We start from the raw sequence: 20,728 nt of genomic DNA, 5'->3' as shown, positions 1-20,728 counted from the left end.
TTAATTCGCCACCACGGTCTTGTTCGACGAGATCACCGAGTCGCGCAGTAGTGCCGGGTATGCCCGATGGACCTGGGACGCGACCAACGCGGTGACGACCGCTTTTGCGGCGTCGAGAGGAATGAAGGCGGCGTTGGCCGACCATGCGGCAACGAAGCTCATGTGTCCGCGGACCATCATTCCGACGATGCCGAACGCGTAGAGAATGACGACGCCGCCGAGAAGGTTGATGCCGATGCCCGCGATGATCCGGTACTTGGGCAGCATCTTGGCAGTCAGCCATCCGATGACAAACGCCGTCGGGATCCAACCGATGAGGAATCCGGCCGTCGGGCTGGAGAGGGACACGAGTGCGGTGCGACCGCCGGCAAGGACCGGTAGCCCGACCAATCCCAGGGCAATGACCGTCAGGACGGCGAGAACACCCTTGCGCGGTCCGAGTAGAGCGCCGGCCATCATGACGCCCATGGACTGAAGTGTGATCGGCACGCCGGAAATGCCGATGTTGATCGACCCGGGTAGGCCCAGCGCGATGATGAGTGCGGCGAAGACGGCTACATGCGCGAGATCGCGAGCGGGGAAACGGGTCGTAGACACTGCGGACGTGCTCCTTCGGCATACGGGATCGAACTTCGCGAGTTTACGCCAGGAGCAAGCTCCGATGGGTTGGACACCTGACCTGCGTGAGGGCCGGTCTCGGGGTGAACCCTGATCTTTACCTGAACTTGCCGCTGAGCTGCTGCTTTGTCACGCCAGACCTGTCAGGCTGGTTCTACGGACGACGCAGCACCTGTCCGATTCGACTGATTATTCAACGGCACGTTGGAGGTAAGCATGTTTTGGAAGATCGTTTTAGCCGTCGTCCTGGTGTGGGTCGCACTCGCGGTGGTCGGTGCCCTGATCAAGGGGCTTTTCTGGGTTTTGGTTGTCGGCGCCGTCGGCTTCGGAATCTATTTCCTGGTGAAGGCGATGTCGGGAAGTGACGACAATTCGCCCGCTTCGCGGTTCTGACGGGCAAGATCTGCCCTATGGAAAACTTCCCCGAGGACTGGCAGCGCGCGATTGTCATCGTGGCGCATCCCGATGACATCGAATACGGCGCAGCCGCAGCAGTGGCGCAGTGGACCGATCGCGGCAAAGACGTGCGATATGTCCTGGCCACGCGCGGCGAGGCCGGAATCGCCGGTCTGTCGCCCGAGGAGTCCGGCCCGGTCCGCGAGGAAGAAGAGCGTCGCTCGGCCGCGATCGTCGGTGTCAGTGAGGTGGAGTTCCTCGGCCTGCCCGACGGTCGTCTCGTGGAAGGCTTGGAGTTGCGCTCGACTCTCGCCGCAGCAATTCGTCGTCACCGCCCGGAATTAGTGGTGACGATGAACTTCTCCCATACCTGGGGGCCTGGCTACCTCAACAGCGCGGATCACCGAGCGCTCGGGATCAGCGTCCTGGACGCGACCGCTGATGCGGCGAACGAATGGATCTTTCCGTCATTGACGGCGCAGGGACTGGCGCCGTGGTCCGGCGTTCGGTGGGTTGCGGTCAACACGATGACTCCTACACACTGCGTCGACGTGACGTCGACGGTCGATCGCGCCGTGGATTCGCTCGCGGAACATGCGCGATATCTGGCGGCGTTGAGTTCCACGCCGATCCGGGAACAGGCGCGCGCACAGATCGACATGGTCAGCGGACCGAAGCCTGGATTCGACGCCGAGCGCGCAGTTGGTTTCGAGTTGTACTATTTCTGATGATCTCTGAGCGAGAGAACTCGCAAGTCCCGACGGGATTACCGGTGACTTGTCCGGTATTGTGTTACACACGATGGTAATCCGTAACGCAGATGGCCCAATTGTCCCTCGCAAGGCAGACGGTCAGCGCATCCCCAGCCGCGAGATCGACGACGTGATTCTCGACGCAGCAAGGTCGTGTGTCCTCGATTTCGGAATGCAGCGAACCACACTGGCGGAGATCTCGCGTCGCGCCGGCGTGAGCCGGCCGACCGTCTACCGGCGATGGCCGGACACGCGAGCCGTCGTCGCGGATCTGCTCACCCGGGAGATTCGATCGGTGCTGCCCGAGGTGACCTTCACCGGGTCTGCGGCCACATTGCTCGTGGAAGCGATCGGGGACGTCGTCGGCCAGATTCGCGACCATCCGCTCTTCGTGAAGATTCGGCACGCTGATCAAGAGTTGCTCACCACCTACATCGTGGACCGACTCGGCGCGAGCCAGAAGTCGATTCTCGAACTGATCACTTCCGTCGTCGCTGCCGGTCAACAAGACGGTTCGATTCGCGAGGGAAGCGTCAACGAGATTGCGGCGATGGTTCTACTGATGGCTCAGTCCGTCGTCATCTCCGCACCGACTCTCGCGCCGGAACTTTCCGCCGACGCGTCGGTCGAGCAACTCAGACATGCGGTCGCTGCGTATCTGGCACCTGCAAAGAATTCGGGAGAATAGCTGTGGACCCTCGAGATTCAGCAGGCAGTGATTCAGCAGGCGGCGATTCAGCTCTCAATGCACAGAGGCGTACTCGTGAGCTCGAGCAGTTGGCGAACGGCGATTCGGTTGACGTCCTGGTCATCGGCGGCGGAATCACCGGTGTCGGTGTCGCTCTCGACGCCGTGACTCGTGGGCTCAGTGTTGCGCTGGTCGAAAAGCACGACCTCGCGTTCGGCACCAGCCGCTGGAGTTCGAAACTGGCACACGGCGGCCTTCGGTACCTGGCTTCCGGCAATGTCGGTATAGCGCGTGAAAGTGCGGTCGAGCGCGGCATTCTCATGACGCGCACCGCGCCGCACCTCGTTCGCGCCATGCCTCAACTCGTACCGCTGTTGCCCGAAACGTCGTTCTTCGGGAAGGCCCTGGTGCGTACCGGTTTCCTGGCCGGTGACGCTCTGCGCATGTCGGCGCGAACCCCAGCTTCGGTTTTACCCAGATCACGGACGGTCAGCGCTGCGCGAGCGCGCGAATTGGCTCCCGCGGTCAAGCAGGAGAACTTACGCGGCGCCTTGACCGCGTTCGACGGGCAGCTCATCGACGACGCCCGCCTCGTCGTCGGCATCGCCCGAACCGCAGCGTCCCACGGCGCGCGAATCCTGACCCGCGTCGGTGCATACGACGTATCCGGAACGTCGGCCACCTTGCGCGACGAGTTGACCGGGTCCGAGTTCTTGATGCGTGCCCGCGTCGTGGTCAATGCGACCGGTGTCTGGGCTGATCAGGTCGACTCCAGCATCACCCTGCGCCCCAGCCGCGGGACGCACCTGGTGCTCGATGCAGCGCGATTGGGGAACCCCACGGCAGCACTGACCGTGCCGATTCCCGGCGAGACCAACCGTTTCGTCTTCGCGCTGCCCGCGCAGCTCGGCCGGATCTACCTCGGGTTGACCGACGAAGCAGCGCCGGGACCGGTGCCCGACGTACCGACGGCGTCCGAGGACGAGATCGACTTCCTGCTCGACACCGTGAACACGGCGTTGGAAGTTCCGCTGACCCGTGAGGACGTCTTGGGGACCTTCGCGGGTCTGCGTCCGCTGCTGGACACCGGTGAAGGCTCGACGGCCGACCTCTCGCGCAATCACGCTGTAGTCCGTTCGGACTCGGGCTTGGTCACGGTGGTGGGCGGAAAACTCACGACGTACCGCAAGATGGCCGAAGACGCCGTCGACGCCGCGGTCGAGGTCGGATCGCTGAGCGCCGGGGCGTGTCGGACACGCGCGTTGCCGCTGGTAGGCGCTGCATCACCGGTGGAATTGAAAAAGATCAAGGCACCGGCGTCGTTGGTGGTGCGATACGGCACAGAGGCCGAGGTCGTGGCCGCGGCGAGCAGCGATCGACTCCGATCGGTTGCGGACTTGGAGATCTGCGGCGCCGAGTTCGATTTCGCGGTATCGCATGAAGGCGCACTCGACGTCGACGACGTCCTTGATCGCAGGACGAGAATCGGATTGGTGGCTTCGGATCGCGAACGCGCACTGGGTGCGGCGGAACAGGCCTTTCACTCGGTGTGACACTCTGATCCGGTGCGTGTAGCCGTTGTTGCCGGGCCGGACCCGGGTCATGCTTTTCCCGCAATAGCGTTGTCGCTGGCGTTGATCCAGGCCGGCGACGACCCGATTCTGTACACGGGGACCCGGTGGGTCGAGGCAGCGCGAGCGGCCGGCGTGGAAGCCGAGCCTCTCAAGGGCTTGGCCCCGCGGCCGGGAGACGACGATCTTGATGCAGGCGCTCGGATTCATTCGCGCGCCGCCTATATTTCCACCGAACTGCTTCCCGACCTGAAATCCGTCTCCCCGGATCTCGTCGTCTCCGACATCCTCACTGCCGGAGGCGGATTGGCCGCCGAACGGCTCGGCGTCCCCTGGGTGGAACTTTCGCCTCACCCGCTGTACTCACCGTCGCGGGGGTTACCGCCGATCGGCAGTGGGCTCGCGCCCGGCATCGGAATTCGTGGTCGACTTCGCGACACCCTGATGCGCGCCGCAACAGGACGTTCGATCAAGCAAGGGTTGGCGCAGCGCTCGCAGGCCCGTGTCGGCATCGGGCTACCCGCCCTGGATCCAGGCCCGCATGCTCGCCTGATCGCAACACTTCCGGCACTGGAAGTGCCACGTCCCGACTGGCCGGAGCACGCTCACGTCGTCGGCCCGCTTCTCTGGGAGCCGACCGAGGTGATTCTGGACCCACCGCCAGGTGACGAACCGCTGGTCATGGTGGCGCCGTCCACGGCGCACACCGGCGCAGTGGGAATGTTCGAGGGCACGGTCGAAGGACTCGGCGGCGCCGGTGTGCGACTGATCGCGTCGATGCTCGACGGAGCCGAAGGCGAGCATCCCGATTGGGTTCGTGCAGGTCTCGGACGCCAGGACGCGATGCTGCGTGACGCGTCGGTGTTGGTGTGCGGCGGCGGGCACGGCATGTTGGCGAAGGCCTTGCTGGCCGGCGTGCCGACGGTCGTCGTTCCCGGGGGTGGGGACCAGTGGGAGTTGGCCAATCGCGCTGCGCGGGCAGGGACGTCGGTGATCGTGCGGCCCGCAGATGCCCGCTCGATTCGCGATGCCGTACTGCAGGTGCTCTCCGACAAACGATTCGCGGAAGCTGCGATGTCCGCTGCCGCGACTGCGTCGCAGGTCACCGATCCGGTGGCGGTGTGCCGACAGGTGGTCAACGGCGGTGTGACGGCGTGAGCATGTTGCGCCTGAATGCAGGTGCACCGTTCTGTGGACTACGGTGGCGGCTGTGCGGTTGACCGAATTTCATGAAATGGTGCGCGAAGAGTTCGGGCAGGTACGAGGCGACTCGATGCTGATCGACCATGTACTCCAGAGTCTCGACGGAATGACTGCTGCGGAGGCCGTCGAAGCAGGTTGGGAGCCTCGCGAAGTGTGGCGTGCGCTCTGTGTGGAGTTCGACGTACCGCCCGCCCGCCGCTGATTTTTTCGGCGTGTCGAACGTCTCCCATCTTCTGTTCGAACACGTGTTCGTCTATGCTGAAGCTGTTCGGTGGTGACGCTCCTTTCGTAACTGCGAACTTTCGGTTATCGACAAGCACGGTTATCGACAAGCACAGTGATCGACAAGCACAGTGATCGACAAGCGCGAAAGCAAGATCGAAAAGTCTGTCGGTGGCCGGATCTACTCTGATCGCAACACACCAACAGGGTCGGCTCAGGCAGGCGCTGAAGAGACGGAGTCTGCTCAGGCAGGCACTGAAGACTGAAACAAGGATGGGGATCACGATGGCACCACAGGCACCTGATCGGGACAAGGCACTCGACCTCGCGTTGGCGCAGATCGACAAGAACTTCGGCAAGGGTTCGGTGATGCGCTTGGGCGAGGGTGTTCGTCAGCCCATCGCCGTCATTCCCACCGGTTCCATCGCGCTCGACGTCGCGCTGGGTATCGGCGGACTGCCGCGTGGCCGCGTCATCGAGATCTACGGCCCGGAATCTTCGGGTAAGACCACCGTGGCACTGCACGCAGTTGCCAATGCTCAGGCCAACGGCGGCATCGCGGCGTTCATCGACGCGGAGCACGCACTCGATCCCGACTATGCAGCCAAGCTGGGCGTCGACACCGATGCACTCCTGGTCTCGCAGCCCGATACGGGTGAGCAGGCCCTCGAAATCACCGACATGCTGATCCGTTCGGGCGCCCTCGACATCGTCGTGATCGACTCCGTGGCCGCTCTTGTTCCTCGCGCCGAGATCGAAGGCGAGATGGGTGACAGCCACGTCGGTTTGCAGGCTCGACTGATGAGCCAGGCACTGCGCAAGATCACCGGTGCCATGAACAACTCGGGCACCACCGTCATCTTCATCAACCAGCTTCGCGAGAAGATCGGCGTGATGTTCGGTTCTCCCGAAACCACCACCGGTGGTAAGGCACTGAAGTTCTACGCTTCGGTCCGCCTCGACATCCGTCGTATCGAAACTCTCAAGGACGGTACCGACGCAGTCGGTAACCGCACCCGAGTCAAGGTCGTCAAGAACAAGGTCGCGCCGCCGTTCAAGCAGGCCGAGTTCGATATTCTTTACGGCCAGGGCATCAGCAAGGAAGGCTCGCTCATCGATATGGGTGTCGAGCACGGGTTCATCCGCAAGTCCGGCTCCTGGTACACCTACGAAGGTGACCAGTTGGGTCAGGGCAAGGAAAATGCTCGTAAGTTCTTGCTGGAGAACACCGATATCCGTGACGAGATCGAGAAGAAGATCAAGGAAAAGCTCGGTATCGGTGCTGACGTCACTGCAACCGACGAAGCTCCCGCCGACTTCTGAGTTCAGTCATGAGCTTCGACGACGGTGACAACGGCGAGAATGCTCGTGAAGAGTACGGCGCTCCTCGGCGTCGATCCCGTCAACGATCCGAGATGCCGTCGCAACGCGCAGAAGGCGGGACAGAGGCGCAGGCCAAAGATGCTTGCCTGCGCCTTCTGACCGACCGGGCGCGCAGCCGCTCCGAACTGGAAACCAAGCTGAGCGGACGCGGCTTCGAACCCGAGATCATTACCAAGGTCCTCGATCGACTCCAGGAAATCGGGTTGATCGACGACGCGGACTTCGCGAACCAATGGGTTCATTCGCGGCATACGTACTCGGGCAAGGGAAAGCGTGCGCTTGCAGTCGAGTTGCGGCTCAAAGGAATCGACCAGGACGTCGCTTCCGAAGCGTTGTCGCAGATCGATCCGGAAGATGAGCGCGAGCGAGCAGCGGAGCTGGTTCGGCGGAAGCTGAAGAACAAGCCCGTCGATGATCGTGACAAGGTCACGCGTCGACTGGTCTCGATGCTGGCACGCAAGGGATATTCAGCTGGGATGTCGTACGAGGTGGTCAAAGCCGAGATGGCGGCGGTCACCGACTCATAGCGAAGTGCAGCATTCAGAACAACAGGGCGGGGGTACCACCGAAATTCGGTGGTACCCCCGCCCTGTTGTGTATTCGCGCTAACGCGGCTGGATTCGACTCACGGCTCCATCTGATTCACGGCTTGGTCAGGTCCATGCCCGGAACCGAAACGGCTGGGTCGGCGGACGGAGCCGCGATGGGGCCCTTACCCTTTCGCTTTCCGGAACGCAGGCGCTTCTCCACCTTGGTTGCCAGGAAGGTCAGAGCCGAGTTGAGAGCGATCATAATCGCGGCGACCACGATGAGCGCCGGCAGGAAGTTTCCGTAGAAGGTGCCGAGTTGTTGGGCCTGACGCACCAGTTCGACATACCCGATCAGGTAACCGAGGGCGGAGTCCTTCAACGCCACGACCATCTGTGAAATCAGTGCCGGGAGCATGGCGGTAACCGCCTGGGGGAGCAGGATCGTCACCATGATCTGCGTCTTGCGCATGCCCAGTGCCTTGGCGGCCTCACTTTGCCCTCGTGGGAGTGAGTTGATTCCGGCACGGACGATCTCGGCGATCACTGACCCGTTGTACAGAGTCAGACCCACGACGACTGCCGCGAGTGCGAGGTACTTGGACTTGAAGACCTCGTATTCGGCGAACACCTGATACGAGAAGATCATCAGAATCAGAACCGGTACTGCTCGGAACAATTCGACGATGACGCCGCAAATCTTCCGAATGATGTTGTGCTCGGAGAGTCGGCCGATACCCAGGGCAGAACCGAGGATGAGCGCAAAGACGATGGACATCGCAGCCGCGATCAGCGTTCCCCGGATGCCGGGTATCAGATACGTTGTCCACGACGTGGATTCGAGGAACGGATCCCACTTCGCTGCTGTCAGCTGGCCCTTTTCGTCGAGTGCGCGGTAGATGACGTAACCGATTGCGACCATGAGTGCAGCGACGACAAGGGACGCGAATCGGTAGAGATTTCGCGCTCTGGGGCCGGGCGCGTCGTAGAGGACTGTTGCGCGGTTGCTCATCGTGAAACCTCGAATCGCTTGCTCAGCTTGCCGAAGATCAAGCCCATGGGAAGTGTCAGGATCACGAAACCGACAGCGAAGATTCCACCGACGACGAAGATCGCCGCTTCGTTTTCGATCATCTTCTTCATCAGCGCTGACGCTTCGGATACGCCGATCACCGCGGCGATGGTCGAGTTCTTGGTCAGTGCGATCAGCACGCTACCCAGCGGTGCTGTGACCGCGCGAAATGCCTGAGGCAGGACGATCAGCCGAAGATTTTGTGCAAACGACAGACCGAGTGATCGGCCCGCTTCGGCCTGGCCGACCGGAACGGTATTGATTCCCGATCGAAGTGACTCACACACGAACGCGGCGGTATAGACACTGAGGCCGAGTACTGCGAGTCGGAAGTTGTTGTCTGTCAAGAACGTCGGTGAGTCCGACTTGGCGAGATTGACTCCGAGCGTCTGCGACAGACCGAACAGACAGAACAGCAGAATCAGTGTCAGGGGGGTGTTGCGGAACACGGTCACGTACGCGGTACCCAGGAATCGGGCGACCGGAACCGGTGACACGCGCATGGCCGCGATCAGGACACCGATGATGACGGCGCCGATCGCGGAGAAGAACGTCAGCTGGATCGTGGTCCAGAAGGCTTCCAGAATCTGGTCGCCGTACTTGCTCAGAAGGTTCACTTGCCGTCTCCCCAGATCACGGGATCTCCGTTGGTGGCGTCACGCGCTGCGGCTCCCGAAGTGGGGAGCCGCAGCGCGATTGACGGTGAAAAAAGCAGGTCAGTAACGATCAACGGTGGGCGGGGCCGGGATGGGGTAGCCCGAAGCACCAACGGTGTTGTTGAAGGCTTCTTCCCACGCGCCGGTGGAGATCATCTTCTCGATGGCATCGTTGATCTTGCCGCGACCCTCGGAATCGTCCTTGGCCAGGCCGACACCGTACTTTTCGGTCGTGAACGGTTCTCCGACGACCTTCAGCTCGCCCGGGTACTGGGCAGCGTAGCCGGCGAGGATGATGTCGTCGGTGGTGACAGCGTCGACAGCGCCGTTGCGCAGAGCCTCGACACAAGCGGAGTAGGTGTCGAGCGGCTGGAGCTGGACGTCCTTTGCGTAGTTGTCCTGGATGTTCTGCGCCGGAGTCGAACCCGACACCGAGCAGAGCTTCTTGCCGCCGGTCAGGGAATCGGGGCCGGTGATGTCGGTGTTGTCGGAGCGAACGAGCAGCGACTGGCCTGCGATGAAGTACGGGCCGCCGAAGCTGACCTTTTCCTTGCGCGTGTCGGTGATCGAGTATGTTGCGACGATGTAGTCGACCTCGCCGTTCTGGATCAGGGTCTCGCGCTGGGCTGACGGAGATTCCTTGAAGGTGATGCCTTCGGGCTTCACGCCGAGTTCGTTTGCGATGTAACGGGCTACCTCGACGTCGAAGCCGGAGAAGGTGCCGTCAGGGTTGCGCTGACCGAGGCCGGGCTGATCGAACTTGATGCCGACGGTGAGAGTGCCGTCGGAAGCGCTCTCGGTGATCGACTTGTTCTCCTCGCCGCCGCCACAGGCCGTGGCAGCGAACGCAATGGCCATGATTCCGATTCCGAAACGGACGGAACGATTGATCTTCATGAAGATCCTCTCAGTTGTCGACACACGAACAGTGCAGTCGAGATGAACGGTGCAGCCGAGGTGAACGGTGCAGTCGAGCAAGTTGTCTTGTGGACGAGGACAGGACTGTCGGAGGGGAGACTGTAATCAGTGCGTGAGGATCTTGCCGAGGAAGTCCTTGGCCCGATCCGACTTGGGATGGGTGAAGAACTCTTCGGGCGTGGTGTCTTCGACGACCTGGCCGTCAGCCATGAACAGCACACGATCGCCGGCTTTGCGCGCGAAGCCCATCTCGTGCGTGACCACGAGCATGGTCATGCCTTCCTTCGCGAGGGAGGTCATGACGTCGAGGACTTCGTTGACCATCTCGGGGTCGAGAGCGGAGGTGGGCTCGTCGAACAACATCACCTTCGGCTGCATCGCGAGAGCGCGAGCAATGGCGACACGCTGTTGCTGACCGCCGGAAAGCTGCGCCGGGTACTTGTCGGCCTGATTGGCGATACCGACACGTTCGAGCAACGCCTGCGCGGTCTTCTTGGCTTCGTCCTTTTTTGCCTTGCGGACCTTCATCGGTGCGAGCATGACGTTCTCGAGGATCGTCTTGTGCGCGAACAGGTTGAAAGACTGAAAGACCATCCCGACGTCGGCACGAAGTGCGGCAAGTGCTTTGCCCTCTTCGGGGAGCGTCTTTCCGTCGACGGCGATGGTGCCGGAGTCGATGGGTTCGAGGCGATTGATGGTGCGGCACAGAGTCGACTTACCGGAGCCCGACGGACCGAGGACGATCACCACTTGGCCCTTGGGTACCTCGAGATTGACCTCTTGCAGGACGTGAAGTTCCCCGAAGTGTTTGTTCACCGAGGTCATCGAAATCATGGATGTGGAATCGCCGGAGGTGGTCGGCGTCGTCGCATCGTCGGCTTGGGTCATAAACGAGAACCTTAGGCGTAGTTTGCGTCGACGCCCGTGATTTCGCCATGGTTCTTGTCATATGTAATGGAAATTTTACTGTGACGACGTTTATGTCGCGTTTCGGCTGTTTATCAGGGCGTTATTACACGTCGTAGTGGACGTGAGCTAGGCTGAAGCGTGTCACTGATCGACGAAATGTCCCCTGCACTTCCGGAGCCGACTGCAGTTCCGGAGGCAACTGCTACGCCTGTTCGCACTTACGAGGTGCGGACGTACGGCTGTCAGATGAACGTCCACGATTCCGAGCGACTGTCCGGTCTGCTCGAGGACGCCGGGTATTCGAAGGCGGAGACCGGAACCGATCCTGATCTTGTCGTCTTCAATACGTGTGCGGTCCGCGAGAACGCGGACAACAAGTTGTACGGCAACCTCAGCCAGCTCGCCCCGAACAAGGAGGCGAACCCCGACATGCAGATCGCGGTCGGTGGGTGCCTGGCGCAGAAGGATCGTGACACCGTCGTCAAGAAGGCGCCGTTCGTCGATGTCGTCTTCGGCACTCACAACATCGGCTCGCTTCCCGCGCTGCTCGACCGCGCGCGTCACAATCAGCGCGCCGAGGTCGAAATCCTCGACGCACTCGAGGCGTTTCCGTCGACACTGCCAGCCAAGCGCGAATCTGCTTATGCAGGTTGGGTTTCCATCTCGGTGGGCTGCAACAACACATGCACGTTCTGCATCGTTCCGGCCTTGCGTGGCAAGGAAGTGGATCGACGTCCCGGCGACATTCTGGCCGAGGTGCAGGCACTCGTCGACGAGGGTGTCTCGGAAGTGACCCTGCTCGGACAGAACGTCAACGCCTACGGCGTGTCGTTCGCCGATCCGGAGCAACCGCGCGATCGCGGAGCCTTCGCTTCCCTCTTGAAGGCATGTGGACACATCGACGGCCTCGAACGGGTCAGGTTCACATCGCCGCACCCGGCAGAGTTCACCGATGATGTCATCGAAGCGATGGCAACCACTCCCAACGTCTGCCCACAACTGCACATGCCGTTGCAGTCCGGTTCGGACAAGGTTCTCAAGGCGATGAAGCGCTCGTACCGCAAGTCGAAGTACCTCGGGATCATCGAGAAGGTGCGCGCCGCAATGCCGCACGCCGCCATCACCACGGACATCATCGTCGGGTTCCCGGGGGAGACGGAAGAGGATTTCGAGGAGACGCTGGACGTCGTGCGTAAGGCGCGATTCTCCAACGCCTACACCTTCCAGTACTCCAAGCGCCCGGGCACGCCGGCGGCGGAGATGGCCGATCAACTCCCCAAAGAGGTTGTCCAGGAACGCTACATGCGATTGCTCGCGGTTCAGGAAGAAGTGAACATCGAGGAAAATCGCAAACTCGTCGGCACCGAGGTAGAACTGCTGGTGGCTGCGGGGGAGGGCCGCAAGAACGCAGCGACTCACCGTCTCAGCGGTCGCGCGCGAGACGGCCGCCTGGTGCATTTCCGACCCGAGGGAAACCTCGACGGCACAATCCGACCCGGCGACGTGGTGACGGTCGTCGTCACCCACGGAGCCCCCCATCACCTCGTGGCAGATGACGGAGTGCTCACACACCGTCGGACCCGCGCCGGTGATTCGTTCGAAAAGGGCATCACACCCAAGACCCCGCCCATCGGCGTAGGTCTCGGACTACCGAAGATCGGTGCCCCAGCCCCACAACCCGTCCAGATGGGATGCAACGCATGACCTCGCAACACGAGAACAAGACACCTCAGCCGGGCGACGACGCCTTCGAGGGCTACCGCAAGGACCTCGACGACGCGGAACGCAAGGTCGCGGGAGAAATCGATCCGGGTGCGCGCGCCATGGTTGTCGCGGTTGCGGTGCTCGTGCTGGTCGGCACCCTTGCACTGCCCCATGCGGGAGTGGCGAACGGTTGGGATGTGCTCGCGTACAACCAGGACGCGGAAAGTGAACGGATTGCACTGTTCTCACGCTTGTTCGTGTGGTTCGTTGTCATCTTCGGCATCGGATTCTCGATGCTCGCACTCGTGACGCGGCGCTGGAGTCTGGCGTGGGTCGCGCTGGCCGGTAGTGCCGTGGCGAGTGCGCTGGGAATGATGGCCGTCTGGTCACGTCAGACCATTCCCGCCGGATTCAACGTGGCAGGACCGTCGATCGGGCTGGTCATCGGATGGTTTGCCGTCGTGTTCTTGACGTTCCATTGGCTCAAGGTGGTCTGGACGCGAACCAACATTCAGCTCGCCGCCGAGGAGCAACGCCGGATCGCTGCGGCTGAAGCCGAGAAGCATCAGGAATGGAACGTCGGCTGACACGGAAGTTCTCTTAGCCAATAGCGCAAGACAACGCCGGCTGACTCCTTTCGGAGTCAGCCGGCGTTGTAGTCGTACTCGTTTGTCGTCTGCTACTCGCTGACAGCGCTCTCGGCTGCTTCGGCCCACTCACGCCACTGCTTTGCCTGAGCGAGAGCCTTCTCGGCGTCCTTCGTCTTGCCGGCAGCCTGAGCCTTGGCGGCCTGCTCCTCGAACTGGCTGACCCGCTCCTTGAACTGCGCGACCCGGGCAAGTGCTTCCGGATCGGTACGACGCCACTCGGCGTCGACGGCGTCGCGCACCTTGGTTTCGATGGCCCGGAGCTTCGCTTCGAGTTCCTGCATCCGGTCGCGCGGCACCTTGCCGATCGCGTCCCACTTCTCCTGCAGGTCGCGCAGCGCTGCACGAGCGTTCTCGAGTCCGTGTGCCGGATCGATGTTCGCGTTCGCAGCGAGCAGCTCTTCCTTCGCGACTGCGTTCTGCTCGAATTCGGCGTCGCGCTCGGATGCAGCAGCGTTGCGTGCGGCGAAGAACACGTCCTGAGCACCCTTGAAGCGCTTCCACAGGTTGTCGTCGGCCTCGCGCGGTGCGCGGCCGGCAGCCTTCCACTCGCTGAGAAGATCGCGGAATTCTCCAGCGGTCTGTCCCCATTCAGTGGAGGTCGACAGCTTCTCGGCGCGCTCGACCAGTTCTTCCTTCGTCGAACGGGCGCTCGCACGATCACGATCGAGTTCGGCGAAATGCGCTCCACGCCGTCGGTTGAAGGACTCGCGAGCCTTGGAGTACCGCTTCCACAGTGCGTCGTCGACCTTGCGGTCGATTCCGCGAATCGTCTTCCACTCGTCGAGAATCTCGCGCAGACGATCACCCGCGGTCTTCCACTGGGTCGACTCCGAACCGATCTGTTCGGCTTCGACTGCGAGGGCCTCCTTGCGGGCGGTGCTCGCGGCGCGAGACTGTTCCTTCTCTTCCTTCGCGTGCGCTGCGGCCTCGTCGGACCCGGCAACGATCACGTCGAGTCGGCGGGCCAAAGCGTCGAGGTCACCGATCACGGCAGCGGTGGAGAGGGATTCGGACAGAGCGATGGCGGCAGCCTTGGTCTTCTTGGCGTCTCCGGCGCCCGACGTCAGACGAGCCTCGAGTAGCGAGACCTCGGTCGCGAGGTCGTCGTAGCGACGACCGAAATGGGCGAGGCCCTCGGTGGCGTCGCCGGCCTGCCACGAACCGATCTGGCGTTCACCGTCAGCGGTCTTCACCCAGGCGGTTCCGTCTTCCTCGACGCGGCCGAACTTGCTCGGGTCGCTGGCCGGCGCGGCGGTGACGGCATGCGAGGCTGCCGGGCCGGGGCGAGGTGCTCCGGGGCGGGGCGCACCGGGGCGTGGTCCACCAGGTTTGGGAGCACCGGGTTTGGGTGCTGCCGGGCTCGGGCTGGCCGAACTGCTGTCGGCGCCGGTGGTGGGTTCACTGTTCTCGGTCATCGGTCCTCGTCTCTGCCGCGCGTCACGGCTGCCTGATCGCATTCCTGGTTCCATTGAACCCGGTACTCACGTTCTCCGACTATTGAATCAGGTAAGAGGGTGTGAGGTCGCCACCTCGGGGTCGACTAGCGTGGCAACTGTGTTGACTTCCGCTGTTCTCGTCCCCTCGGCGCCGTTACTCGTGCCGGAATTGTCCGGTGATTCGGCCGAGTCCGCTCAGGTGCGCGCCGCGGCGACGGCCGCCGTGCGCCGGCTCTCTCACGAGGCGGTTCACTGGGTGGGCGTCGGTGTCGGCCCCGAGAATGCAGAACCCGAGAATGCAGCAGGTGAACTCTGGCGATCGGGCGTCGGACGTGGGCAGATCGGTACTTTCGCGGGATTCGGCGCCGATGTCCGGACGTCCCTGAACGCGGATGCGGCAGGCGAACCGCTGCCATCTCTCGAACTGTGCGCCCTGGTTGCCGGCTGGCTGCGTGCCCGAACGGACGTGGAGATCACCGTCGACATGCACGTCGTCAGTGCAGAGGCGTCGGCGAATGAATGTCGTGAATTCGGGCAGCAGCTGCGCAAGCAACTCGACAGCGACAACCGACCGCAAGGGCTTCTGATCGTGGCTGACGGTGCGTCCACGCTGACGGCCAAGGCGCCCGGAAGCTTCGACGAGCGCGCCGCTGGCGTGCAATCAGCCATCGACGATGCCCTGACCACCGGTGACCCGGAGGCGCTTCTTGCTCTCGATCCGCAGCTCTGCCGGAGTGTCGGAGCCCAGGGACGCGCGGCGTGGCAGGTCCTGGCCGGTGTCTTCATGGACTCGTCTCGGTCAACCACGACACGTTCGGTGGTCGACTACAGCGATGCGCCGTTCGGCGTCGCTTACCACGTCGGGACGTGGCGGCCGTGAACGTCCCTGAAGAACTTCGCCCGATCGCAGTTGTCGGTCCGACCGCGTCGGGAAAGTCCGATCTCGCGTTGGCACTGGCCGAGGAATTCGGCGGTGAGATCATCAACATCGACGCGATGCAGCTCTATCGCGGCATGGATATCGGGACCGCCAAACTGACGCCGGCCGAGCGTCGCGGGATTCCGCATCACCTGCTCGACGTTCTCGACGTGAAGGAGACCGCCACCGTCGCGCGTTATCAAAGCGACGCGATCGCGATCGCCGAGAATCTGATCGCGGCGGGCAAGGTTCCGGTGATCGTCGGCGGATCCATGATGTACGTCCAGTCCCTACTCGACGAATGGTCCTTTCCGGCAACGGATCCCGAAGTTCGTGCGAAGTGGGAGGCAGTGCTGGCCGACGGTGGGGTCGGTGCGGTGCATACGGCGCTTGTTGCTGCTGATCCGGTAGCGGCGGCGTCGATACTGCCGACGGACGGTCGGCGGATGGTTCGGGCGCTCGAGGTCGTCGAGCTGACAGGTCTGCCGTTCGCGGCCTCAGCTCCGCAGATCGGTGACCCTCGTTGGGGAACCCGCATTCTCGGCGTGGATCGGGATACGGAAGAACTCGACGCCCGGATTCGGTTGCGAACCGAGCTGATGTTTTCAGGCGGACTTGTCGACGAAGTCGCCGTACTCGTCGAGCAAGGATTGCGTGAGGGCGTCACAGCGCCGCGAGCCATCGGCTACGCACAGGTGCTCGCACATTTCGACGGTGAATACGATCTGGCCGAGGCACTCGAACGGACGTTCATCGGGACGCGGCGCTACGTTCGCCGCCAACGATCATGGTTCCGTCGTGACGCACGCGTGCACTGGCTCGACGGTGCCGATCCGGAGCTGGCTCGCTCGGCCTTCGCTGCCCTTGCAGATCGCGGCCTGTAACACGATCGGGCCGATCAGCTATCTTACAGTTAGCTCGATCGCGATCCATTCGTTCGCGATCGACGGACTGGAGGACAACGAACATGGCGCAGACCGGGACACACGCGCGACCGAGAGGCCGACGCGCGGGTCGGCTGCCGCTTCTCCTACTGCTCGTCGCATTTCTCGCGGTCGGCGGGGTGCTCGTCTATTTTGCGGTGAGTGCGGCCGGGAAGCCCATCAGCGCACCTGTTCCCGAAGCACCCTTCGACGTGGGAGCCCCAACCGATCCAGGGGCGAGTTGGGCGCCTGCGCCAACGGATCTGCCGCCTAACATGCTCGCGATTCCCGATCTGGATGTGCGAGCCGACATCGTGACCAGTGGGTTCGGCGCCAACCGCGGAATGATCCTTCCGCATCCTGACAAGGTTTCGCATTTCACCAACGGTGTGCAGTTCGGATCTTCGGAGGGCACCAATCTTGTTGCCGGCCACGTCGACGACGGTGATCGCACACACGGCGCCTTGTGGGCGCTGCACCAGATGAAGCCCGGAACACCGATCTACGTGAGCGACGACACCGGAACGATGTTCACCTATCACGCAGCGAGCCTGAAGCTGTACGAAAAGGTGGCTTTGCCGGCCGAGTTCTTTTCCGAAACGGGTGCGCCCAGGCTGGTCCTCGTGACCTGTGGCGGCGCAACCGTGCCCGACCCCTCGTTGCCGTCTGGATTCACGTACGAACAGAACGTCGTGGTCACCGCGTCACCTGCGTGAGTCGGTCGGTAGGTCCGGATAGGATGGCGACCATGGATTTCAGTAAGGGCCACGGCACGCAGAACGACTTCGTTGTTCTCCCTGACCTCGACGTTCGGGTCGATCTCGAGCCGGCGCGAGTTTCAGCGTTGTGTGATCGTCAGCGTGGCCTCGGCGCCGACGGCATCCTTCGTGTCGCCCGGGCAGGCGCACTTGCGGACGCGGGCGTGCTCGGTGCGCTGCCAGATGGCGTCGCTGCCGAAGACTGGTTCATGGACTACCGCAACAGCGACGGCTCCATCGCGGAGATGTGCGGAAACGGAGTTCGCGTATTCGCCCACTATCTCAAGGCCTCGGGCTTGGAGAGCAAGGACGAGTTCGTGGTCGGCAGTCGTGCCGGAGCGCGTCCGGTCGTGGTGCACGGCTACGACGCCACACATGGTGACGTGACCGTGGCGATGGGCCCGATCAAGGACCTCGGCACCAGTTCGGCAACAATCGACGGCCGTGTCTTCGCCGGCGTCGGCATCGACGTCGGTAATCCGCATTTGGCGTGTGTCGACGAGCACGTGACGGCAGAAGTTTTGAGTGCGCTCGATTTGAGTGTTTCTCCGGGCTTCGATCCCGGGTTCTTCCCGCACGGGGTCAACATCGAGATCGTGACGCCGATCCACGACGGTGGGGTCCACATGCGCGTACACGAGCGTGGTGTGGGCGAGACTCGTTCCTGCGGAACCGGAACGGTCGCAGCTGCGGCCGCGGCGCTGAAGTTCGACGGCCGCGACGAAGGCTCGGTGCTGGTGCGCGTGCTCGGCGGCGACGTGCAGGTCACCGTCGAAGGCGGCGAAGGGTCGTTGCGGGGGCCCTCGGTTCTGGTGGCGAACGGGACGATCAGCGATGCCTGGTGGCAATCGCTCGTGTGATATCGCCCGCGGGAAATACGCCTGCAGGAAATACGGATGCACCGTGGCCAGGTTTCGTGGGACCATGGATCTTGTATGACGAACACACATGAAAACGAAGAGTCCACCGCTCACGAGCAGTCCGAGTACGCGCAAGCCGAATACACGACAGCGTCCGCATCGGGCAACCCGTCGACCGGTGAGATGCAACTCGCAGATCGCGGCGCCCTGCGCCGCGTGGCTGGTCTGTCGACCGAGCTCGAGGACGTCACCGAAGTCGAGTACCGCCAGCTTCGACTCGAAAGAGTTGTCCTGGTCGGTGTCTGGACGCAGGGAACTGCCGAGCAGGCCGAGGCGAGCATGACCGAGCTGGCCGCACTGGCCGAGACGGCGGGCTCCGAGGTCCTCGAAGGACTGGTTCAGCGCCGCGACAAACCCGACGCTGCCACCTACATCGGTTCCGGCAAGGCCCAGGAACTGCGCGAAGTAGTCCTGGCGACCGGCGCCGACACCGTCGTCTGCGACGGTGAGCTGACGCCGGCGCAGCTCACGGCGCTGGAGAAGATCGTCAAGGTCAAGGTCATCGACCGGACGGCTCTGATTCTCGACATCTTTGCTCAGCACGCCACGTCTCGTGAGGGTAAAGCCCAGGTGGCTTTCGCTCAGATGGAGTACATGCTCCCGCGTCTGCGTGGTTGGGGCGAGTCGATGTCGCGCCAGGCCGGTGGCCGTGCCGGCAGTAACGGAGGTGTGGGCCTGCGTGGTCCCGGTGAGACGAAAATCGAGACGGACCGTCGCCGTATTCGTGAGCGCATGGCAAAACTGCGCCGCGAGATCAAGGGCATGAAGGCCGCCCGCGACACCAAGCGCACACGTCGACTGCAGAGCGACATCCCGTCGATCGCCATCGTCGGATACACGAACGCGGGCAAATCGAGTCTTCTCAATTCGCTCACCGGATCCGGTGTGCTCGTGGAGAACGCGTTGTTCGCCACCTTGGACCCGACAACTCGCCGCGCCGCACTCGACGACGGCCGCGAGTACGTACTCACCGACACGGTCGGCTTCGTGCGACACCTTCCGACTCAGTTGGTCGAGGCATTCCGGTCGACTCTCGAGGAAGTGACCGACGCGGATCTGCTTCTGCACGTCGTCGACGGTTCGGATCCGTTGCCGACAGAACAGATCAAGGCTGTGCGGGAAGTCGTCACCGATGTTCTGCGCGAGACGGATTCGAAGGCTCCGCCGGAGTTGATCGTGGTCAACAAGATCGACGCGGCAGATCCGGTTACCTTGACGCAACTACGTGGTCTGCTGCCTGGTGCCGTGTTCGTCTCGGCGCGGACCGGTGAAGGAATCGCTGAACTACGAGCACATCTCAGCGAGGTGCTGGTTCGGCCGGAGGTCGAGGTCGACGTGCTGGTGCCGTACACGCGCGGTGATCTTATGGCTCGAATCCACTCGGACGGAACGATTTTGGAATCGACTCACGAAGAGGCGGGAACGCGGGTGCACGCACGCGTTCCACAGATGTTGGCCTCGGCATTGGTGGAGTACGCACCTAGTGCGTAGTTTCGGGGCCGTGGTCGCGGTGCTTGCTGCGACTACGGCAACCGCACTGCTTCCCGGAGCGCTCGCACAGGCGTCGTCGTTCGAACCGAGCGAGTTCGCCCCACTCTGTACACCTACCGATCCTGCGCTCCAGGAGTTGTCGGGGATGGTCGTCGTCGACGATCGGATCTACGCGATGGGTGACGGCGGCAGTGACGACTTCGTATTCGAAATGGACCTGAACTGTGTTGTCCAGAAACAGATTCCGGTCCCGATCGATCCATACGACGTCGAAGATCTTGCGGTGAGTGGTCGAACGCTCGTTCTGTCGGATACCGGCGACAACCTCCGAACCCGCGACACGGTGGCGTTCATCACGATGGACCTCGATTCCGGTAACGGTACGTTGCACCGCCTCACGTACCCGGACGGCGCGCACGACACCGAATCGATTCTGCTCGACCCTGACGGCCATGTGTTTGTCGTGACCAAGGAATTGTTCGGCTCCAGCAGTGTCTACACACCCGTCGGGGATCAGAAACTGAGTGACTTGGCGCAACCCGGCCCGACGCCGCTCGAGCGCGTCGGAGCCGTATCTCTCGGACCGGAGAAGCCCGTCTCGGTGATGTTCACCGGGGGAGCGGTGTCGTCGGACGGTTCGGCGATCGCGCTTCGGAGTTACTCCGATCTGTACCTGTACGAGGTCGTGGACGGCGGAATCGGCGCGACGCTCACTGATACCGAACCGTTGCGGATCCCGCTCCCGACGGAGCCTCAGGGCGAGGCCGTGGCGTTCAACGACGCGGGCGATGTTCTGATCGGATCGGAATCTGCGGGTGGAGCTTTGCCGCCGGTTCACGTGATGCGCGCGCTCGTGGAAGCGACCGAATCGACGGCAGTCTCGTCTGGCGATTCGGTCGGCGTCGGGGTCGATCCATGGACATTCGTGTGGGCCGGATTGGTCGCGGCAGGATGCGCGCTCGGGGGCGCGGCGTTCGTGAGATCTCGACGACGCCGCTGATTCCCACCAATT

Annotated in this window: 22 protein-coding genes; 16 read left to right on the top strand and 6 right to left on the bottom strand. The window is 62.7% G+C overall.

The genetic code is table 11. The features are described from left to right. Positions 1–597: a biotin transporter BioY gene (locus EEB12_RS02530; protein ID WP_019748189.1), complete on the bottom strand. Its 597-nt coding sequence runs from the start codon at positions 595–597 to the stop codon at positions 1–3. A 237-nt stretch (positions 598–834) separates the two neighbouring features. Between EEB12_RS02530 and EEB12_RS30405 the strand changes: the two genes are divergently transcribed. The 8 genes from EEB12_RS30405 to recX all read left to right on the top strand — a co-directional run bounded on the left by EEB12_RS30405 (position 835) and on the right by recX (position 7,360). Beyond that, positions 835–1,011: a hypothetical protein gene (locus EEB12_RS30405; RefSeq protein ID WP_003942133.1), complete on the top strand. Its 177-nt coding sequence runs from the start codon at positions 835–837 to the stop codon at positions 1,009–1,011. 17 nt (positions 1,012–1,028) lie between these two features. Beyond that, positions 1,029–1,742: a PIG-L deacetylase family protein gene (locus EEB12_RS02525; protein ID WP_019748191.1), complete on the top strand. Its 714-nt coding sequence runs from the start codon at positions 1,029–1,031 to the stop codon at positions 1,740–1,742. 73 nt (positions 1,743–1,815) lie between these two features. Then, positions 1,816–2,454 carry a TetR/AcrR family transcriptional regulator gene (locus EEB12_RS02520; RefSeq protein WP_069146049.1) on the top strand — a complete coding sequence of 213 codons (639 nt, stop codon included), beginning with the start codon at positions 1,816–1,818 and terminating at the stop codon, positions 2,452–2,454. A gap of 2 nt (positions 2,455–2,456) precedes the next feature. Next, the gene (locus EEB12_RS02515; protein WP_141487359.1) at positions 2,457–4,007 is read left to right on the top strand and encodes a glycerol-3-phosphate dehydrogenase/oxidase; all 1,551 of its coding nucleotides are present in this window, start codon (positions 2,457–2,459) and stop codon (positions 4,005–4,007) included. A gap of 12 nt (positions 4,008–4,019) precedes the next feature. After that, positions 4,020–5,183 (top strand): glycosyltransferase, encoded by a 1,164-nt coding sequence (locus EEB12_RS02510; protein WP_141487358.1) that lies wholly within the window; start codon positions 4,020–4,022, stop codon positions 5,181–5,183. 52 nt (positions 5,184–5,235) lie between these two features. Then, positions 5,236–5,430, top strand: coding sequence for a DUF3046 domain-containing protein (locus tag EEB12_RS02505; RefSeq protein ID WP_003942185.1), 195 nt, complete (start codon positions 5,236–5,238; stop codon positions 5,428–5,430). 305 nt (positions 5,431–5,735) lie between these two features. After that, on the top strand, positions 5,736–6,773 hold the full coding sequence (gene recA / locus EEB12_RS02500; protein WP_007735170.1) for a recombinase RecA: 1,038 nt from the start codon (positions 5,736–5,738) through the stop codon (positions 6,771–6,773). An 8-nt stretch (positions 6,774–6,781) separates the two neighbouring features. Next, the gene (recX, locus tag EEB12_RS02495; protein ID WP_141487357.1) at positions 6,782–7,360 is read left to right on the top strand and encodes a recombination regulator RecX; all 579 of its coding nucleotides are present in this window, start codon (positions 6,782–6,784) and stop codon (positions 7,358–7,360) included. 115 nt (positions 7,361–7,475) lie between these two features. Here recX and EEB12_RS02490 read toward each other — a convergent pair whose 3' ends face one another. The 4 genes from EEB12_RS02490 to gluA all read right to left on the bottom strand — a co-directional run bounded on the left by EEB12_RS02490 (position 7,476) and on the right by gluA (position 10,840). Next, positions 7,476–8,372 (bottom strand): amino acid ABC transporter permease, encoded by an 897-nt coding sequence (locus EEB12_RS02490; protein WP_007735172.1) that lies wholly within the window; start codon positions 8,370–8,372, stop codon positions 7,476–7,478. Then, entirely contained in the window at positions 8,369–9,049 is a 681-nt protein-coding gene (locus tag EEB12_RS02485; protein WP_019748198.1) for an amino acid ABC transporter permease, read from the bottom strand. Before EEB12_RS02485 ends, EEB12_RS02490 begins: the two co-directional genes overlap by 4 nt. A gap of 99 nt (positions 9,050–9,148) precedes the next feature. Then, a complete protein-coding gene (locus EEB12_RS02480; protein ID WP_020907523.1) occupies positions 9,149–9,985 on the bottom strand; it encodes a glutamate ABC transporter substrate-binding protein in 837 nt (278 codons plus the stop codon). A gap of 126 nt (positions 9,986–10,111) precedes the next feature. Further along, complete coding sequence (gluA, locus tag EEB12_RS02475; protein ID WP_007735175.1) at positions 10,112–10,840, bottom strand: glutamate ABC transporter ATP-binding protein GluA; 729 nt, start codon at positions 10,838–10,840, stop codon at positions 10,112–10,114. A gap of 231 nt (positions 10,841–11,071) precedes the next feature. On the opposite strand from gluA, the gene miaB reads away from it, so the two are divergent. Further along, positions 11,072–12,619 (top strand): tRNA (N6-isopentenyl adenosine(37)-C2)-methylthiotransferase MiaB, encoded by a 1,548-nt coding sequence (gene miaB, locus EEB12_RS02470; RefSeq protein ID WP_044480362.1) that lies wholly within the window; start codon positions 11,072–11,074, stop codon positions 12,617–12,619. Beyond that, a complete protein-coding gene (locus EEB12_RS02465) occupies positions 12,616–13,206 on the top strand; it encodes a hypothetical protein (protein WP_020907525.1) in 591 nt (196 codons plus the stop codon). Before miaB ends, EEB12_RS02465 begins: the two co-directional genes overlap by 4 nt. Positions 13,207–13,298: 92 nt before the next feature. On the opposite strand, the gene EEB12_RS02460 is transcribed toward EEB12_RS02465, so the two are convergent. After that, positions 13,299–14,684: a DUF349 domain-containing protein gene (locus tag EEB12_RS02460; protein ID WP_019748202.1), complete on the bottom strand. Its 1,386-nt coding sequence runs from the start codon at positions 14,682–14,684 to the stop codon at positions 13,299–13,301. A gap of 139 nt (positions 14,685–14,823) precedes the next feature. Between EEB12_RS02460 and EEB12_RS02455 the strand changes: the two genes are divergently transcribed. From EEB12_RS02455 to EEB12_RS02430, 6 genes are all read left to right on the top strand, one after another. Further along, complete coding sequence (locus EEB12_RS02455; RefSeq protein WP_141487356.1) at positions 14,824–15,585, top strand: class III extradiol dioxygenase subunit B-like domain-containing protein; 762 nt, start codon at positions 14,824–14,826, stop codon at positions 15,583–15,585. Further along, positions 15,573–16,508 (top strand): tRNA (adenosine(37)-N6)-dimethylallyltransferase MiaA, encoded by a 936-nt coding sequence (gene miaA, locus EEB12_RS02450; RefSeq protein ID WP_070797205.1) that lies wholly within the window; start codon positions 15,573–15,575, stop codon positions 16,506–16,508. Before EEB12_RS02455 ends, miaA begins: the two co-directional genes overlap by 13 nt. Before the next feature lie 83 nt (positions 16,509–16,591). Continuing rightward, a complete protein-coding gene (locus EEB12_RS02445) occupies positions 16,592–17,263 on the top strand; it encodes a class F sortase (RefSeq protein ID WP_141487355.1) in 672 nt (223 codons plus the stop codon). Positions 17,264–17,295: 32 nt separating this feature from the next. Continuing rightward, the gene (gene dapF, locus EEB12_RS02440; RefSeq protein WP_069147436.1) at positions 17,296–18,165 is read left to right on the top strand and encodes a diaminopimelate epimerase; all 870 of its coding nucleotides are present in this window, start codon (positions 17,296–17,298) and stop codon (positions 18,163–18,165) included. Positions 18,166–18,240: 75 nt separating this feature from the next. Continuing rightward, positions 18,241–19,716 carry a GTPase HflX gene (gene hflX / locus EEB12_RS02435; RefSeq protein ID WP_141487354.1) on the top strand — a complete coding sequence of 492 codons (1,476 nt, stop codon included), beginning with the start codon at positions 18,241–18,243 and terminating at the stop codon, positions 19,714–19,716. Beyond that, the gene (locus EEB12_RS02430; RefSeq protein WP_141487353.1) at positions 19,709–20,716 is read left to right on the top strand and encodes a hypothetical protein; all 1,008 of its coding nucleotides are present in this window, start codon (positions 19,709–19,711) and stop codon (positions 20,714–20,716) included. The genes hflX and EEB12_RS02430 overlap by 8 nt, the downstream gene beginning before the upstream one ends. Positions 20,717–20,728 lie beyond the last annotated feature (12 nt).

The sequence above is a fragment of the Rhodococcus sp. WS1 genome, assembly GCF_003797745.1.
GTDB classification, from domain to species: Bacteria; Actinomycetota; Actinomycetes; order Mycobacteriales; family Mycobacteriaceae; genus Rhodococcus_F; species Rhodococcus_F erythropolis.
This window is presented reverse-complemented; position numbering and strand designations above follow the sequence as displayed.

Coding starts and splice junctions, on each gene's coding strand:
- EEB12_RS30405 (WP_003942133.1), top strand. CDS start 835: ATGTTTTGGAAGATCGTTTTAGCCGTCGTCCTGGTGTGGGTCGCACTC.
- EEB12_RS02525 (WP_019748191.1), top strand. CDS start 1,029: ATGGAAAACTTCCCCGAGGACTGGCAGCGCGCGATTGTCATCGTGGCG.
- EEB12_RS02520 (WP_069146049.1), top strand. CDS start 1,816: ATGGTAATCCGTAACGCAGATGGCCCAATTGTCCCTCGCAAGGCAGAC.
- recA (WP_007735170.1), top strand. CDS start 5,736: ATGGCACCACAGGCACCTGATCGGGACAAGGCACTCGACCTCGCGTTG.
- recX (WP_141487357.1), top strand. CDS start 6,782: ATGAGCTTCGACGACGGTGACAACGGCGAGAATGCTCGTGAAGAGTAC.
- EEB12_RS02490 (WP_007735172.1), bottom strand. CDS start 8,372: ATGAGCAACCGCGCAACAGTCCTCTACGACGCGCCCGGCCCCAGAGCG.
- EEB12_RS02480 (WP_020907523.1), bottom strand. CDS start 9,985: ATGAAGATCAATCGTTCCGTCCGTTTCGGAATCGGAATCATGGCCATT.
- gluA (WP_007735175.1), bottom strand. CDS start 10,840: ATGATTTCGATGACCTCGGTGAACAAACACTTCGGGGAACTTCACGTC.
- miaB (WP_044480362.1), top strand. CDS start 11,072: ATGTCCCCTGCACTTCCGGAGCCGACTGCAGTTCCGGAGGCAACTGCT.
- EEB12_RS02465 (WP_020907525.1), top strand. CDS start 12,616: ATGACCTCGCAACACGAGAACAAGACACCTCAGCCGGGCGACGACGCC.
- EEB12_RS02460 (WP_019748202.1), bottom strand. CDS start 14,684: ATGACCGAGAACAGTGAACCCACCACCGGCGCCGACAGCAGTTCGGCC.
- EEB12_RS02445 (WP_141487355.1), top strand. CDS start 16,592: ATGGCGCAGACCGGGACACACGCGCGACCGAGAGGCCGACGCGCGGGT.
- dapF (WP_069147436.1), top strand. CDS start 17,296: ATGGATTTCAGTAAGGGCCACGGCACGCAGAACGACTTCGTTGTTCTC.
- hflX (WP_141487354.1), top strand. CDS start 18,241: ATGACGAACACACATGAAAACGAAGAGTCCACCGCTCACGAGCAGTCC.